We start from the raw sequence: 14,596 nt of genomic DNA on the forward strand, positions 1-14,596 counted from the left end.
GAGGTGCTGTGATCGGGCGATGAAGGGCGGGCCGCACCGGCGGCCGCCGAGGACGGTGACGCTAGTCGGCCTCGCCGTCGAGCGGGGCGAAGACGCCGTCGGGACCGGGGCGGTAGTCCGCCACGGCGACCACCGCCCCCACCGGCAGCGGGCCGTACAGATGCGGGAACAACATCGCCTCCGGGTCGCCGGGAACGCCGGGCTCCCATTCGATGGGTGATCCCACCCGCGTGGGATCGATGCGCAGCGTGACCAGATCGCGGCGTCCGGCGAAGAGCCGGTTGGCGGGCAGATGAGCCTGGGCGGGGGTGGAGAGGTGGATGAAGCCGACCTCGTCGAACGACGATGGCCGATACTCGCCGATCTGCCGCGCGGCCAGCCATTCCTCGAGGGTGCAGAGGTGAACAAGCGTGTGAGTGTCGTGGATCACGGGTAATCTCCCGGTAGACAACTGGATCGGCCGGATCGAGGCGTGAACGAGGACGTGTGGACAACGGACGCCGGTGATGTTCGCCGCTGGCGAAAATCGCAGGTCATGTTATCGAAAACACACTGAATCATTCGCGGGAACAAAGCCCCCGTCCCGAACGTCTGACAGAGTAGTCATACCACTGCTGGGAAGTAGCGGTAGCGAGCCTCGCGGAGTGACCACGGGGCCCCACACCAGGTGAACGGACTGTAGTGCCGGGAGCCAGGACGGAGGAGTCATGCCAGGAACCCTGACAAGCACCCCACTGACCGCGGTCGATCGTTGCGACCGCTGCGGTGCGGCGGCACGTGTACGTGCCACGCTGCCCGCGGGTGGCGAGTTGCTCTTCTGCCAGCACCACGCGAACGAGCACATGGATCGCCTGCGCGAGCTCGAGGCCGTGATCGACACGGAGTCTGCTCCCGCCCTCTGAACCAGTGGTATTCGCGTCCCGACACAACAGCATCGAACAACAGAACATCGCATTGACCGACAGCGGGCGACCAGGTCGCCCGCTGTCGCTGTGTCAGGACCCCGACGACGCGAGTATGCCGTCGAGTAGGCGGGCCAGTCCGTATTCGAAGGCGTCGTCAGGGTCCGCGGGCGCCTGATAGTGCTCGCCCACCGCCGCCCCGACGCGGGCGGCCAGCGGGAATTCCGCGGCGGGCATCACCGCCTCGAGCAGCGGTCCATGCTCCTCCCACCACCGCGCGTCACTGAGCACCTCGGCGTCCCGGGCCGCCGCGATCGCCATCCGCGCGTTCCCGGTCGCGAAATCCGTGAGCGTCGCGATGACCCGATCCATATCCAGATCCGACAACCCGATCCCGTCGATGGCCGACAGCTGCCGTTCGTAGCGCCGAATGCGTCCGGGCCCGAGCACCAGCCGCCACGGCGAGACCTCGAGCAGCCACGGGTGGGCCAGATATTCGGCCCTGATCTCCCGCGCGATCGCACCCATGCGCTCGCGCGGTGATCCCTCGGCGGAATCGGGCGCGTCCCGCTCGGCGACGGTGTCGACCGTGAGTCGCTCGGCGACGGTGTCGACCGTGCGTCGCTCAGCGACGGTGTCGACCATGAGTACCGTCAGCGCCTCCTTGCTGGGCACGTAGGTATAGAGGCTCATGGGGCGCAGTCCGAGTTCGGCGGCCACCGTGCGCATGGAGACGCGGTCGTAGCCGTCCCGGTCGGCCAGGACGATGGCGGCGGCCACCACGGTGTCGACGCTGACCTTCGGTTTGGGACCGCGCGCGCCGGTGCGCTGCGGTACCGAGTGGCGCCACAGCAGGGTGATGAGCTGTTCGGCTTGGTGCGCGGCGGCGTCCCCGGTCACGAATCTCCCTCATGGTCACGCGAAACAAATTCAGTACACTGTACGTTCAACGGATACTCCGTACACCATACGACGATCTAGGACGCATCCTGCCGAGCACACAGGCCACCTATCTGCCCGACCGCCACATGTTCGCACTCTGGACCTGGACCGGTCACCATCCCGGACCCGCACCCGCCGGTCTCGGCAACACCGAGACACTGCCGCTCGCGCTGCCCGCGCGCGGTGAGCTCGCGGTCATCGAGGTCGACTGCGCTCTACTGGCCCCGGACGACCTGCACGGACTCCGCCTCGACGAGCCCGCGCCATCGCTGCGGCTGTGGCAGCGTGAGGTCGCGGGCGAGCCGATCACCGAACTCCCCCCGGCCGCGCACGCCGTGCCGAACGCCACCGGCGACTCGATCGTCCCGGCCGAACGCGCACTGCGGATCCTGCGGGACACCCTGGCCCTGCGCACCGGATCGGCCGCCGCACTGCGCGCCGACCTTCGCCCCTATCAGGTCCGCGGCATCGGCTGGCTGCGCGAGACCGTCGAATCCTTCGGCGGCGCGCTGCTTGCCGACGAGATGGGACTCGGCAAGACCGTGCAGACCATCGGCTTGCTGGTCGACCGCGCGAGCCGCGGGCCGGGCACGCCGCATCTCGTGGTCTGCCCGACTTCACTGGTCGGCAACTGGGTGCACGAGATCACCGGATTCGCCCCCGGACTGCGCCCCGTCCCTTGGCGCGGCGACGACTTCGCCGACCCCGTGACCGAGACGACCGTGCTGATCACCGGCTATCCAGTCCTGCGCCTGCACGGTGCTCGGCTGGCCGAACGCCGCTGGGCCACCGTGGTATTCGATGAGGCCCAGGCATTGAAGAATCCGCGTACCCAGGTCTCCCGGGCGGCGCGCGCGCTCACCGCCGATGCCACCGTCGCGCTCACCGGCACTCCGGTGGAGAACCATCTCGAGGATCTGTGGGCGCTGCTGAATCTGGTGACCCCGCGCTTGTTCGCGCATCGGAGCCAGTTCCGACGACGCTTCACCCGCCCCATCGGCGCGGGCTCGGCCGACGCGGCGGCCCGCCTGCGCGAGGCCGTCGAACCGGTTCTGCTGGCGCGGCGCAAGGCACAGGTCGCCGCGACCCTGCCGCCGAAGATCCACGCCGACCTGCGCTGCGATCCGACACCCGAACAGCAGCGGCTCTACGACCATGTGCTCGATCGCGCCATCGAAGAGGGCTTCGGCGTCGGGTCGCAACGGCGCGGCCGGGTGCTGGCCGCGCTCACCGCGCTCAAACAGGTCTGCAACCATCCGGGTCTGATCACCGGCGATCTCGCCGAACCGGCCGGACGGTCGGGGAAGCTCGACCTGTGCACCGATATCGTCGCAACCAACCTCGAAACGAACTCCCCCACACTGATCTTCACCCAATACCGTCGAACCGGTGAGCTGCTGGCCCGCCATCTGCGCGACCGACTGGCCGTCACCGTGCCGTTCCTGCACGGCGGCCTCGACCATCGTGAACGGGCCGCGCTCGTGGCGGAGTTCCAATCACCCGACGGGCCGCCGGTGCTGATCCTGAGCCTGCGCGCGGCGGGCACCGGTCTGACCCTGACCCGGGCCGCCGACGTCGTCCACTTCGACCGCTGGTGGAATCCGGCCGTGGAGGCGCAGGCAGGCGACCGGGCACACCGCATCGGCCAGACCCGCACCGTCACCGTCACCACCCTCACCACGGCCACCACCGTCGAGGAGCACATCGCGAAGATGCACGAGCGAAAATCCGCGTTCACCGACCTGTCCGACAGCGCGGGCATCGCGGCGCTGGCCCGTCTCGACGACGAGGCGCTGATGGCGGTCCTGCGGCGCAAACGGGAGCAGAGCTGATGGCGGACAACGAATTCGGATACACACCGTGGGGTATGGACTGGGTCCGGCTGGCCGAACCGCTGCACCGGACCCGCCCGGAGCCGCTGTTGCCGCGCGCCCGCAGCATCGCTCGCAATGGCGGCGTCCAGGCGACGGTGCGCGACCGGGTCGTGCGCGCCACCATCCACCGCGGCGGTCAGGCGTCGGTGACCCATCTCGAGGTCGCGGCCATGTCCCGGTCCCGATTGACGGCCGCCGCGGCGATCGTCGGCGACGCGACGGTACTGTCCGACGACGTCCATCGCGACCTGGTGGCGGCCGGAGTCGCACCGGCCCCGGTGATCGCCGCCACCGACTGTTCCTGTTCGGCCCGCACCGCACGGTGTGTCCACGTACTGGCCGTGCTGTACGACACGGCGCGCCGTGTCGACGCGCATCCCCGCCTCGCACTGGAGATCCAGGGCTATTTCGACGCGGCGAGCGCGGCGGACTGTCAGGTCGACCTCGAATCCCCCCGGTGGATACCCCTCGAGACGATCGATCCGTACCGGTATTTCGACCCCCTGCCGATCGCCGACCCGCCCTCGCCCTAGGCGCGCCGTGACCGCGCATCGTCCCCGGCGCGGTCGGCGTGCCTGCCTGCCTGCCTGCCGCTGGGTCGCGCGCTGAGCGGTCAGGCGTTGGTGCCGCCGTCGACGGTGAGGAAAGATCCGGTCACCGTGCGCCCGGACTCGCCCGCGAGGAAACTCACCGCGGCGGCGATGTCCTCGGCCGCGCCGAAGCGGCCGAGCGCGGTCAACGCGACCTGATCGGGCGCGTGCGCGCCGCCCGCCGGATTCATATCGGTATCGGTCGACCCCGGCTGTACCAGATTGACGGTGATACCGCGCGGGCCGAGTTCACGGGCCAGCGCCCGGGTGAAGCCGTTGAGCGCGGATTTGCTGAGGTTGTACAGCGACAGTCCGCCGAACGGCGCGCGTTCGACCAGATTCGTGCCGATGCTGATGATGCGGCCACCGTCGGCCATATACGCCACGGCCGCCTGGGCGGCGAGAAACGCGGCGCGAGCGTGTACGTCGAGCGCCCGGTCGATCTCGGCGACGGTGAACTCCTCGAACGGTTTGGCCGGGAAGATCCCGGCATTGTTGACGAGGACGTCGAGTCCGCCCAGTTCGCGTGCGGCGCGGTCCACCGCACCGGTGACCTGTTCGGCGTCACCGCTGTCGGCCCTCAGGGCGATCGCGCGACGACCACGCGACTCGATCTCGGCGACCACCGATGCCGCCCCCGCCTCGTCGTCGCGGTAGGTCAGCGCGACATCCGCGCCGTCGCCCGCCAGCCGCCGCGCGATGGACGCGCCGATTCCGCGACTGCCGCCGGTCACCAGTGCGACCCTGCCCGTGAGATCCGACATCCTCGATCCCCTCAATTCTGTGTCGATCAGTACATAAATATCTCAACGCACCGGCTCGCGCACGTCAAGGGGTATGTTTAGTGACCGTTACAGAAAGGAGGGGGCGGTGCCGGGACGAGGACGCCCGCGCGCCTTCGACCGCGCCGAAGCGCTGCGCAACGCCATGCGCGTGTTCTGGGAACACGGCTACGAGGGCGCCTCGATGGCCGACCTCACCGCCGCGATGGGTATCAACTCACCGAGCCTGTATGCCGCCTTCGGCGACAAGGAGGCGCTGTTCCGTTCCGCCGTCGACCTGTACGGCCGCACCGAGGGCGAATACACCGAGCGCGCGCTGCGCGAACAGCCGACCGCGCGCGCCGCCGTCGAGACCATGCTGCGCGACAACGCGCGGGCCTACACCGACGAGGACAAACCGCACGGATGCATGGTGGTACTGGCCGGCTCCACCTACACCACCCGCAATACCGCCATCCGCGACTTCCTCGTCGACGCCAGGCGCGCGACAACCGACCACATCCGCCGCCGCCTCGACCGCGGTGTCGCCGAAGGCGACCTGGCCCCGCATGTGGACACCGGCGCGCTGGCGAACTTCTACGCGACGGTGCTGTACGGACTGTCGATCATGGCCCGCGACGGCGCGACCCTCGACGAGCTCACCGCGTCCATCGACACCGCGCTGTCCGCCTGGCCCGCGGCCTGACTCACTTGCGGCGCAGTGCGGCGATGCGCAAGCCGAGCTGATCGGCGGTGGCCAGCGCGGTGGGCGGACCGCCGCACTCCCGACGCAATTCGCCGTGGATCACGCCGTGCGGCTTGCCGGTGCGGTGATGGTGCATGGCGACCAGGCTGTTCAGTTCCCGGCGAAGCTCACCCAACTTGTCGGCCGTGGCTACCCGCTCGGCCGAGGCCGCCACCACCGGTGCGACCGGCTCGGCCATCCTGGCCTGTTCGCGTTCGGCGACCTGCCTGGTCTGCCGCTCGCGCAACAGCGCCCGCATCTGCTCGGCATCGAGCAGACCTGGAATGCCCAGATAGTCGGCCTCCTCGTCGCTGCCCGAGAAGGTCGCGGTGCCGAAGGAGGATCCGTCGTAGATGACCTGATCGAGCTCGGCATCGGCGGCCAGCGCGACGAAGGAGCGCTCCTCCTCGCCCGGCTCGTCCTTCTGTTTATTGGCCTCGATCAGCAATTCGTCATCGAGGCCGTCCTTCTCCCGGTGCGGTTTGCCGATGATGTGATCGCGCTGCAACTCGAGCTGGGCGGCCAGATCCAACAGCACCGGCACCGACGGCAGGAAGACGCTGGCTGTCTCGCCCGGTCGGCGCGCTCGCACGAAACGGCCGATGGCCTGCGCGAAATACAGCGGGGTCGAAGCGCTGGTGGCGTACACGCCGACCGCGAGCCGCGGGACGTCGACCCCCTCGGACACCATGCGCACCGCCACCATCCACGGCTGGGTGCTGCGGCCGAATTCAGCGATACGATCCGAGGAGGTCGGATCGTCGGAAAGCACCAGCGCGGGCCGGTCGCCCGAAATATGTTCCAGCAGTTCGGCGTAATCGCGAGCGCGATCCTGATCGGTGGCGATCACCAGCCCGCCCGCATCGGGCATACCGGAAGCTCGTAGCTGCCGCAACCGCGTATCGGCCGCGCGCAGCACCGCCGAGATCCAGTCGCCCGCCGGATCCAGCGCGGTGCGCCAGGCGCGCGCGGTCTGCTCGGCGTTCAGCGGCTCGCCGAGCCGCGCGGAGTACTCCTCTCCCGCGCTGTCGCGCCAGTGCGCCTCACCGGAATAGGCGAGGAAGACCACCGGACGCACGACGCCGTCGGCCAGCGCCTCGGCGTAGCCATAGGTGTGATCGGCGCGCGACTGCGGCAATCCGCCCTCACCGGGTTCGTAGGTGACGAACGGGATCATGCTGTCGTCGCTGCGGAACGGCGTACCGGTCAGCGCCAGCCTGCGCGTCGCGTCGCCGAAGGCTTCCGCCGTCGCCTCGCCCCAACTCTTGGCATCGCCCGCGTGATGGATCTCGTCCAGAATGACCAGCGTACGGCGGTTCTCGGTGCGCACCCGGTGCCGCGAGGGATGGGCGGCGACCTGGGCGTAGGTCACCACCACGCCGTGATAGTCGCCGGAGGTGCCGCCGGTGGCGTTGGAGAAGCGCGAATCCAGTGCGATGCCGTTGCGCGCGGCCGATTCGGCCCACTGGTGTTTGAGGTGCTCGGTCGGCGCGACCACGGTGATCTGGTCGACGGTGCGATCGGCGAGCAGTTCGGTGGCCACGCGCAGCGCGAAGGTGGTCTTACCCGCGCCCGGCGTCGCCACCGCGAGGAAATCGCGCGGTTTGGTGGTCAGGTACTTCGTGAGCGCGCGTCGCTGCCAGGCACGTAGCGGGCCGCCGTTGGCGGTCACCGATCCCGAATCGCCCGGCGAGGCCCCATTTCCCGCCGCAGCGCCACCCGATTCAGTCACAGCAGAAAACCCTACTCGGCGGGCGCGGCGTGTCGCCAAACCGACTCGATGAGCGCGACCGGCGTCACATTCGGCGGTGTCGCGTCCCGCGCGGGCCAACTCGTGTTCACGTGCCGCCCATCGACACGTCGACCCGACAATCCGGTGCGATGGGCGCGGGTGCGCGATGCTGTAGGCAAGATGACCGAGGACAGACCCCTATCCGACGCCGCATCCCCCGGCGACTCCGAACCGATCCACAGCGGTGGCGCGGGCGCGCCGCCGTCCCGCGCGTACGCACTGCGCCGGTGGTCACGACGGATGGCGTGGCGGGTCTGGCGGCTGATCGCGCGGGTCGCGGTCAAGGCGTGGGACGACTCGATCTTCGCCAAATCGGCGGCGGCGGCGTTCTGGCAGACCATGTCGCTGGCACCGCTGCTGTTCGGTGTCCTCGGCAGCCTCGGCTACGTCGGCGGCTGGTTCGGCCCCGACACCGTCCACATCGTGCAGACCAAGATCATCGCGTTCAGCCGGGATCTGTTCAGTCCCTCGGTGGTCTCCGACCTCATCGAACCGACCGTCGCCGATGTGCTCGGACGCGGACGCGGGGCGGTGGTCTCGGTCGGCTTCGTACTGTCGCTGTGGGCCGGTTCCTCGGGCATGGCGACCTTCGTGGACTCGATCACCGAGGCACACGGTCAACAGGACGCCCGGCATCCGGTGTGGCAGCGGATCTTCGCATTGCTGCTGTACGTGGCGTTCCTCGTCGCGGCGGTGTTCATCCTCCCGATGGTCGCCCTCGGGCCCGCCATCATCGGTCGGGTGCTGCCGGATTCCTGGCGCGAACTCGGGCTGCGGCTGCTGGACGCGTTCTACTACCCGGGGGTCGGACTGCTGCTCATCGTCGGGCTCACGACGCTGTACAAACTGGCCCTGCACCGGTCGCTGCCGTGGCTGCGCCTGTTCGGCGGCGCGCTGGTGGCCGGCGTGTTCTTCATGGCCGCCAGCGAGGGGCTGCGCCGCTACCTGTCATGGGTGACCCGTACCGGCGTCACCTACGGCGCGCTGGCCACGCCCATCGCCTTCCTTCTGTTCACCTATTTCCTCGGCTTTGCGGTGATCCTCGGCGCGGAATTCAATGCCGCGGTCCAGGAATTCTGGCCTGCCCGGGCGACCCGGCTGGAGCAGATGAAGGAGTGGTTCGCCAATCAGGTGCGCGGCGAGAACGGCGACCGGACGGATTCGGCGACCACCGAGGACGACGCGACCGCGCCGGAGTCGACCGCCGCGCACCACGAGAAACCCGTAGCGGTACGCGCCGCCACGGGCCTTCGACTCGACCGGTGATCGACCGCTACGGCCGACCTGGCGTCATTCGCCCTTGCGCAGCTTGTCGTAGATCTTCTTGCAGTCCGGGCACACCGGGGAGCCCGGCTTGGGCGAGCGGGTCACCGGGAAGACCTCGCCGCACAGCGCGACCACGTGGGTGCCCATGACTGCGCTCTCGGCGATCTTGTCCTTCTTCACGTAGTGGAAGAATTTCGGGGTGTCGTCGCCCGTCGTCTCGTCGGTGGTCGTATCCGGGCGAACCAGAGTGTCGGTACTCACGGACTCCATGATGCCGCATCGCCGCCGTCAGCACCCACGGCACCGCTCTGACCTGCGCGTGTGCGTGCGCACCGCCCGCGTGGAAGACTCGAAGACATGCAGCAGCACGGCGATCGCGAGGACGCCGGGGGCACCGGCGGCGGTGTTCGCCCCGACGCGACCTCCGCGTCGACCTCGCCATCCCGCCCGCGCGGATTCTTCCGCGGCACCGAGGCCGACCGCGCCGTGCTGATCACCGAGGCCGCGCTCTCCCTGGAGGAACAGCATCGCTCCCGGGTGCGTCGCTACACCGTCATCATGGCCCTCCGTATCCCGTGCCTGGTGCTGGCGGCGATGGCCTACAGCATCTGGGGCAGCGCGCTGATCTCTCTGCTGATCATCGGCGTCTCCATTCCGCTGCCGTGGATCGCGGTGCTCATCGCCAACGACCGTCCACCGCGACGCAAGGACGAACCGAGCCGCTGGGACGGCCGCGGCGACCGTCTCGCCCTCGAATCCCGTCCGCACAACGCCATCGACGGCTGAGCCCGTCGGTCAGGCCGCGACCGTCCGCGGCCGCCGCACCATGATCGACATCAACGCCGCGGTCCCGCACAGCGCGCCTGCGACATACCAGGCTGTGTCGTAGCTGCCCCGCATATCCCGGATGACCCCCGCACCGGTGGCTGCGATCGCCGCGCCGACCTGATGGGAGGCGAAAACCCAGCCGAAGGCGACCGGACCGTCGTCGCCGAACAGCTCCCGGCACAGCATGACCGTCGGCGGCACCGTCGCGATCCAGTCCAGCCCGTAGAAGACGATGAACACCCACAGACTCGGTTCGGTGTCCGGCGCGAGCAGCGAGGGCAGGATCAGCAGCGAGACTCCGCGCAGGGTGTAGTAGGCGAGCAGCAGAAAGCGCGGATCGAGGCGGTCGGTCAGCCAGCCGGACAGGATGGTGCCCGCCACATCGAAGACCCCCACCACCGCGAGCAGGCCCGCGGCCGTGGTCGACGGCATGCCGTGATCGTGGGCGGCACTGACGAAATGGGTGCCGACCAATCCGTTGGTCGACGCCCCGCAGACGGCGAATCCGCCCGCGAGCAACCAGAATCCGGGTGTGCGCGCGGCCTGGAGCAGCACGGTCAGCGCCCGCGTCGCGCCGCCGCGCACCGCGACCCTCGTGCCGAAGGTCGAACCGGGCGGCGCACCGTAGGCGGTCGCGCCGACGTCGCTGGGATAGTCGCGGATGAACAGCAGCGCCAGCGGGGCCACGGCCAGTGCCGCGCCCGCGACCACGAGCGCGGGCAACCGCCAGCCGTGATCGCGGGCCAGCGCCGAGACCAGTGGCAGGAAGACCAGCTGGCCGGTCGCGCCCGCGGCGGTCAGCACACCGGTGACCAGTCCGCGGTGGCGCACGAACCAGCGTCCGGTGATGGTCGCCACCAACGGCATCGACATCGAGCCCACTCCGATGCCGACCAGCAGCCCCCAGGTCAGCACCAACTGCCACGCCTGGGTCATGAAGACGGTGAGGCCGCTGCCCGCCGCGACCAGCACCAGCGCGCCCGCCACGATTCGGCGGATGCCGAAGCGGTCCATGAGCGCAGCTGCGAAGGGCGAGATGAGCCCGTACAGCAGGACATTGAGCGAGACGGCGAAGCCGATGGTCCCGTGCGACCACCCGAATTCCTCGTGCAGCGGGCCCATCAACACGCCCGGCACGGATCGGAAGGCCGCCGCGCCGAGCAGCGCGACGAAGCCGACACCCGCCACCAGCCAAGCCGGATGCGGACCCGAACGCGGACGAGTCACGCTATCGGCCAACAGTTCCCGGGTATCACCACGGTTCTCGACATCGGTCACGCAATGAGCGTGCCGGACACGGGGTTCGCGAACGAGTGGCCTGAATGCCATAATGCGTCAATATCGAGCCATTCCGGCTGTCCGCGCTTCGAGGGAGCCCGCCGTGACCGCACCGACCGAACCGGGTCCACATCACGTGGCCGTACTCGCCCTCGATCCGGTGATCGGTTTCGACATGACCATTCCGCCGACGATCCTCGGCGCCGCCGTCGGCGCCGACGGCGCGGCGCGCTACCGGGTCGACATCTGCGGACTCGATACCGCGGGCGTGCGCTCGACCGCCGGATACACGATCGTTCCCGACCACGGACCCGAACTGCTCGCGCAGGCCGACACCGTGATCGTGCCCGGCACCCGCATGACCGGGCCGCGCCGCGACGGAACCGCCGGCCCCGAATTGATCGAGGCGCTGGCGACCATCCGCCCCGGCACGCGCATCATGTCGATCTGCACCGGCGCATTCGTCCTCGCCGCGGCGGGACTGCTCGACGGCAGGCGCGCGACCACCCACTGGGCCTGGGCCGACGCCTTCCGCGCCCTCTACCCGCGCGTCCTGCTCGATGAGAACCTGCTGTTCATCGAGGACGGCGATATCTGCACCTCGGCCGGACTCGCGGCGGGCATCGACGTCTGTCTGCACATCATCCGCGCCGATCACGGCAGCGAGATCGCCAATCGGGCGGCCCGGTACTGCGTGGTGCCGCCGTGGCGCGAAGGCGGCCAATCCCAGTTCATCGACCGGCAGGTGCCCGATCCGGGTTCCGACGGCACCGCCCCGACGCGCGCGTGGGCGCTGCGCCGCCTCGACCGCGAACTCGACCTGCACACCCTCGCCGCGCACGCGAGCATGAGCGTGCGCACCTTCACCCGCCGCTTCAAGGCCGAGACCGGACTCGCCCCGGGCGCGTGGCTGCTGCGCCAGCGCCTGCACCACGCGCGGCATCTGCTCGAGACCACCGACCTGTCCGTCGACGCGGTCGCCAGGGCGGCGGGCATGGGCACCGCGGCCTCGCTGCGCCACCACATGCGCGGTGAACTCGGCGTGCCGCCGCAGACCTATCGGCGGACTTTCCGCGCGGGCTGAGCCCGCCGCGCGGGCGGGCCGAATCGGCTCGACAGCCGAACACCGGGCACCTACTGTGTCCGGGGGCACGTCAGGCGGTGTGTCCCACAACACACAGGAGCGACCAATGATTCGGTGGGTCTGGGCATTCCTCGACCGCCCCGCACAGCGATTCGACGATTGCGCGAAATTCTGGGCCACGGTCACCGGAACCACCCCTTCCGAGCGCCGCGGATCCCACAACGAATTCCTCACGCTGCTCCCCGACCCCGCGTTGTACGCCGCGGCGAGCGTCAAGATGCAGTCGGTCACCGGATTCGGCGGCGTGCACCTCGATCTCGACGTCGACGACATTCCCGCCGCGGTGCGCGCCGCGCTCGATCTCGGCGCCGACCTGGTCGCCAATCACGCCGATTACGCCGTGCTGCGCTCGCCGTCGGGACAGATCTTCTGCCTGACCCCGAGCGGCCGGTCCCAGGGCAGGCCCGCGCCCGCCTTCCGCGCCCCCGACGGCACCCTCAGCCGCGTCGACCAGATCTGTCTCGACATCGGCCCCGCCGACCACGACCGCGAGACCGAGTTCTGGCGGGAACTGACCGCCTGGGACCACGAACGGGGCAGGCTGCCGGAATTCGCCCGACTGCGCGCCCGCGACCGGCTGCCCATCCGGATCCTGTTACAGCGCTTGGGCGAGGAACGGCCGACCAGCGCGCACATCGACCTGTCCTCCTCGGATATCGAGGCCACCGCGCGCTGGCACGAATCCCTCGGCGCCACCCTCGTCGAGCGCTACGAACACTGGATCGTGCTCACCGATCCCGCCGACGGCGTCTATTGCGTCACCGCCCGCGATCCGGCGGGCGTCTGAGCGCGCGGGTTCCACCGCGACTGTGACACGGCGGACAGCGCGGGCACACGGGCGGCCCGCGGTGGCAGAGTACCGATGTGCCTACCGACCGTACGACCACCGGATCCCTGCTCACCGCCCTCTGCCCGGACCTGCGCGTCGCGCTGGCCAGGGTCGGCTACGACGCCGAAACCCTGCTCGCGGCGCTGGGCCACGGCGCGCACGCCGCGCTCGGGCGCCAGGAGCCGGTCCCGGTGCGCCGCGCCGCGCGCACGGCCGGGGAACTCGGTGTGCTGATCCGGTTGCTGCTGCTGGGCGATGCCGTCACCGAGCGGGAGGCGGCGGCCGCACTCGCCCCGGTCGGCGTCGACCGAGCGGTGGCCGCCGGTCTGCTCGAACGCGATGGCGACCTGGTGCGCGCGGCCCTGGATCTGCGCCCGCTCGACGCGGGCGCGGGCAACCGCTGGATCCTGTCGGATCTCGACGACTCGATGCGCAGGCGCACGCTGACCGAGGATCACGTCCTCGGGGTCGGGCACGCGTCGCTGTCGCTGCTGCGCGCCACGCCCACCCGGCCGGTCGGCACGGTGCTGGATCTGGGCACCGGTTGCGGCGTGCAGGCGGTACACGCCGCGTCCTACGCGAACTCGGTCACCGCCACCGACGTGAACCCGCGGGCGCTGTGGCTGGCCGAGGCGACCGCGGCCCTCAACGACCTGGATATCGACTTCGTCCAGGGATCGTGGTTCGATCCGGTGGCCGATCGCCACTTCGACCAGATCGTGGCGAATCCGCCGTTCGTGGTGGGGCCCGCCCGCATCGAGCACACCTATCGCGATTCCGGCCTCGCGCTCGACGGCGCGAGCGAACTGGTCGTCTCCCGCGCGCCCGCACTGCTCGCGCCCGGTGGCACCGCGGCCATGCTCGCCGCCTGGGTCCACGTTGAGGGCGAGGACTGGCGGCAGCGGGTCTCCTCGTGGCTGCCCGCATACGGAATCGACGCATGGGTGGTGCAGCGCGACATCGCCGATCCCGCCCTCTACGTCGGCACTTGGCTGCGCGACGCGGGTCTGGACCCGCGCGATCCGCAGTCCCAGGCACGCGCCGATCGGTGGCTCGACGCCTTCGACGCCGCCGGAGTCGAGGGCATCGGCTTCGGCTTCGTCTATCTGCGCGCGGTCGACGCGCCGACCGAACTGCTCGCCGAGGATCTCACCCACGGATTCGACGATCCGCTCGGCGCGGAGGCGCCGGCCTATTTCGAGCGCTCGGCCTGGTTGCGCGCCGTCGCGGCCGATCCCGACCTGGCCTGGTCCGCCCGTTTCGCCGTCGATCCAGCCACCGCGCTGGAGCAGGTCTCGCTACTCGGCCCCGAGGGGTGGGACCAGCGGGTGGCGCGGCTGCACCGCGGCGACGGACCGCGCTGGCAGCACGAAGTGGATGAGTCCACGATCTCACTGCTGGCGGGAATGCGACGCGACGGTCTGCCGTTGCACGAACTGGTCGAACTACTCGCCCTCGCACACGGATTCGATGAGACGGAACCGGAGTTCGCCGCCGATGCACTGGCGGTGGTCACGGGACTGGTCCGACACGGTCTGATCGGACCCGCCTAGCCGTCACCTCGGGCGGTGCGCGCGCGGGTCGGGCGGACCGGCGTTCCGACGGAGGGTGGTTCTCAGGAACTTCTCAGAACCGGAGACGGAAA

Annotated in this window: 15 protein-coding genes; 9 read left to right on the forward strand and 6 right to left on the reverse strand. The window is 69.9% G+C overall.

Annotated elements, in window-relative coordinates; all coding sequences use genetic code 11:
• Positions 1-61 precede the first annotated feature (61 nt).
• Positions 62-427 carry a DUF952 domain-containing protein gene (locus tag APZ21_RS16215; RefSeq protein ID WP_054814386.1) on the reverse strand — a complete coding sequence of 122 codons (366 nt, stop codon included), beginning with the start codon at positions 425-427 and terminating at the stop codon, positions 62-64.
• A 280-nt stretch (positions 428-707) separates the two neighbouring features.
• On the opposite strand from APZ21_RS16215, the gene APZ21_RS16220 reads away from it, so the two are divergent.
• Positions 708-902 (forward strand): DUF7455 domain-containing protein, encoded by a 195-nt coding sequence (locus tag APZ21_RS16220; RefSeq protein WP_033087939.1) that lies wholly within the window; start codon positions 708-710, stop codon positions 900-902.
• Positions 903-995: 93 nt separating this feature from the next.
• Here the strand turns inward: APZ21_RS16220 and APZ21_RS16225 are convergent, their stop codons facing one another.
• Positions 996-1,802 (reverse strand): TetR/AcrR family transcriptional regulator, encoded by an 807-nt coding sequence (locus tag APZ21_RS16225; protein ID WP_239476660.1) that lies wholly within the window; start codon positions 1,800-1,802, stop codon positions 996-998.
• A gap of 128 nt (positions 1,803-1,930) precedes the next feature.
• Between APZ21_RS16225 and APZ21_RS16230 the strand changes: the two genes are divergently transcribed.
• Both APZ21_RS16230 and APZ21_RS16235 read left to right on the forward strand, forming a co-directional pair.
• Positions 1,931-3,676 carry a DEAD/DEAH box helicase gene (locus APZ21_RS16230; protein WP_054814388.1) on the forward strand — a complete coding sequence of 582 codons (1,746 nt, stop codon included), beginning with the start codon at positions 1,931-1,933 and terminating at the stop codon, positions 3,674-3,676.
• Complete coding sequence (locus tag APZ21_RS16235) at positions 3,676-4,251, forward strand: hypothetical protein (protein WP_054814142.1); 576 nt, start codon at positions 3,676-3,678, stop codon at positions 4,249-4,251. Before APZ21_RS16230 ends, APZ21_RS16235 begins: the two co-directional genes overlap by 1 nt.
• Before the next feature lie 80 nt (positions 4,252-4,331).
• On the opposite strand, the gene APZ21_RS16240 is transcribed toward APZ21_RS16235, so the two are convergent.
• Positions 4,332-5,072, reverse strand: coding sequence for an SDR family NAD(P)-dependent oxidoreductase (locus tag APZ21_RS16240; RefSeq protein WP_054814143.1), 741 nt, complete (start codon positions 5,070-5,072; stop codon positions 4,332-4,334).
• 106 nt (positions 5,073-5,178) lie between these two features.
• Here APZ21_RS16240 and APZ21_RS16245 point away from each other — a divergent pair, with 106 nt between their 5' ends.
• Positions 5,179-5,775: a TetR/AcrR family transcriptional regulator gene (locus APZ21_RS16245; RefSeq protein ID WP_156371118.1), complete on the forward strand. Its 597-nt coding sequence runs from the start codon at positions 5,179-5,181 to the stop codon at positions 5,773-5,775.
• A 1-nt stretch (position 5,776) separates the two neighbouring features.
• On the opposite strand, the gene APZ21_RS16250 is transcribed toward APZ21_RS16245, so the two are convergent.
• The gene (locus APZ21_RS16250) at positions 5,777-7,486 is read right to left on the reverse strand and encodes a DEAD/DEAH box helicase (protein WP_054814145.1); all 1,710 of its coding nucleotides are present in this window, start codon (positions 7,484-7,486) and stop codon (positions 5,777-5,779) included.
• 360 nt (positions 7,487-7,846) lie between these two features.
• Between APZ21_RS16250 and APZ21_RS16255 the strand changes: the two genes are divergently transcribed.
• Positions 7,847-8,872 (forward strand): YihY/virulence factor BrkB family protein, encoded by a 1,026-nt coding sequence (locus APZ21_RS16255; RefSeq protein WP_156371140.1) that lies wholly within the window; start codon positions 7,847-7,849, stop codon positions 8,870-8,872.
• A gap of 24 nt (positions 8,873-8,896) precedes the next feature.
• On the opposite strand, the gene APZ21_RS16260 is transcribed toward APZ21_RS16255, so the two are convergent.
• Positions 8,897-9,133 (reverse strand): DUF3039 domain-containing protein, encoded by a 237-nt coding sequence (locus APZ21_RS16260; protein ID WP_054814390.1) that lies wholly within the window; start codon positions 9,131-9,133, stop codon positions 8,897-8,899.
• Between the two features lie 96 nt (positions 9,134-9,229).
• Here APZ21_RS16260 and APZ21_RS16265 point away from each other — a divergent pair, with 96 nt between their 5' ends.
• Positions 9,230-9,658 carry a DUF3099 domain-containing protein gene (locus APZ21_RS16265; protein WP_082393157.1) on the forward strand — a complete coding sequence of 143 codons (429 nt, stop codon included), beginning with the start codon at positions 9,230-9,232 and terminating at the stop codon, positions 9,656-9,658.
• Positions 9,659-9,667: 9 nt separating this feature from the next.
• On the opposite strand, the gene APZ21_RS16270 is transcribed toward APZ21_RS16265, so the two are convergent.
• Entirely contained in the window at positions 9,668-10,978 is a 1,311-nt protein-coding gene (locus APZ21_RS16270) for an MFS transporter (protein ID WP_239476661.1), read from the reverse strand.
• Between the two features lie 103 nt (positions 10,979-11,081).
• Between APZ21_RS16270 and APZ21_RS16275 the strand changes: the two genes are divergently transcribed.
• The 3 genes from APZ21_RS16275 (at position 11,082) to APZ21_RS16285 (ending at position 14,504) form a co-directional block, all read left to right on the forward strand.
• Positions 11,082-12,062: a GlxA family transcriptional regulator gene (locus APZ21_RS16275; RefSeq protein WP_275426211.1), complete on the forward strand. Its 981-nt coding sequence runs from the start codon at positions 11,082-11,084 to the stop codon at positions 12,060-12,062.
• A 106-nt stretch (positions 12,063-12,168) separates the two neighbouring features.
• Complete coding sequence (locus APZ21_RS16280; protein WP_054814146.1) at positions 12,169-12,909, forward strand: VOC family protein; 741 nt, start codon at positions 12,169-12,171, stop codon at positions 12,907-12,909.
• A gap of 77 nt (positions 12,910-12,986) precedes the next feature.
• Entirely contained in the window at positions 12,987-14,504 is a 1,518-nt protein-coding gene (locus APZ21_RS16285) for a DUF7782 domain-containing protein (protein WP_054814147.1), read from the forward strand.
• Positions 14,505-14,596 lie beyond the last annotated feature (92 nt).

Origin of the sequence: Nocardia arizonensis (genome assembly GCF_001310275.1) — a bacterium.
Classification (GTDB): domain Bacteria; phylum Actinomycetota; class Actinomycetes; order Mycobacteriales; family Mycobacteriaceae; genus Nocardia; species Nocardia arizonensis.

Bases quoted from the DNA above. Each gene is read 5' to 3' on its own strand.
- APZ21_RS16230 (WP_054814388.1), top strand. From the start codon at position 1,931: ATGTTCGCACTCTGGACCTGGACCGGTCACCATCCCGGACCCGCACCC.
- APZ21_RS16220 (WP_033087939.1), top strand. From the start codon at position 708: ATGCCAGGAACCCTGACAAGCACCCCACTGACCGCGGTCGATCGTTGC.
- APZ21_RS16265 (WP_082393157.1), top strand. From the start codon at position 9,230: ATGCAGCAGCACGGCGATCGCGAGGACGCCGGGGGCACCGGCGGCGGT.
- APZ21_RS16280 (WP_054814146.1), top strand. From the start codon at position 12,169: ATGATTCGGTGGGTCTGGGCATTCCTCGACCGCCCCGCACAGCGATTC.
- APZ21_RS16255 (WP_156371140.1), top strand. From the start codon at position 7,847: ATGGCGTGGCGGGTCTGGCGGCTGATCGCGCGGGTCGCGGTCAAGGCG.
- APZ21_RS16240 (WP_054814143.1), bottom strand. From the start codon at position 5,072: ATGTCGGATCTCACGGGCAGGGTCGCACTGGTGACCGGCGGCAGTCGC.
- APZ21_RS16235 (WP_054814142.1), top strand. From the start codon at position 3,676: ATGGCGGACAACGAATTCGGATACACACCGTGGGGTATGGACTGGGTC.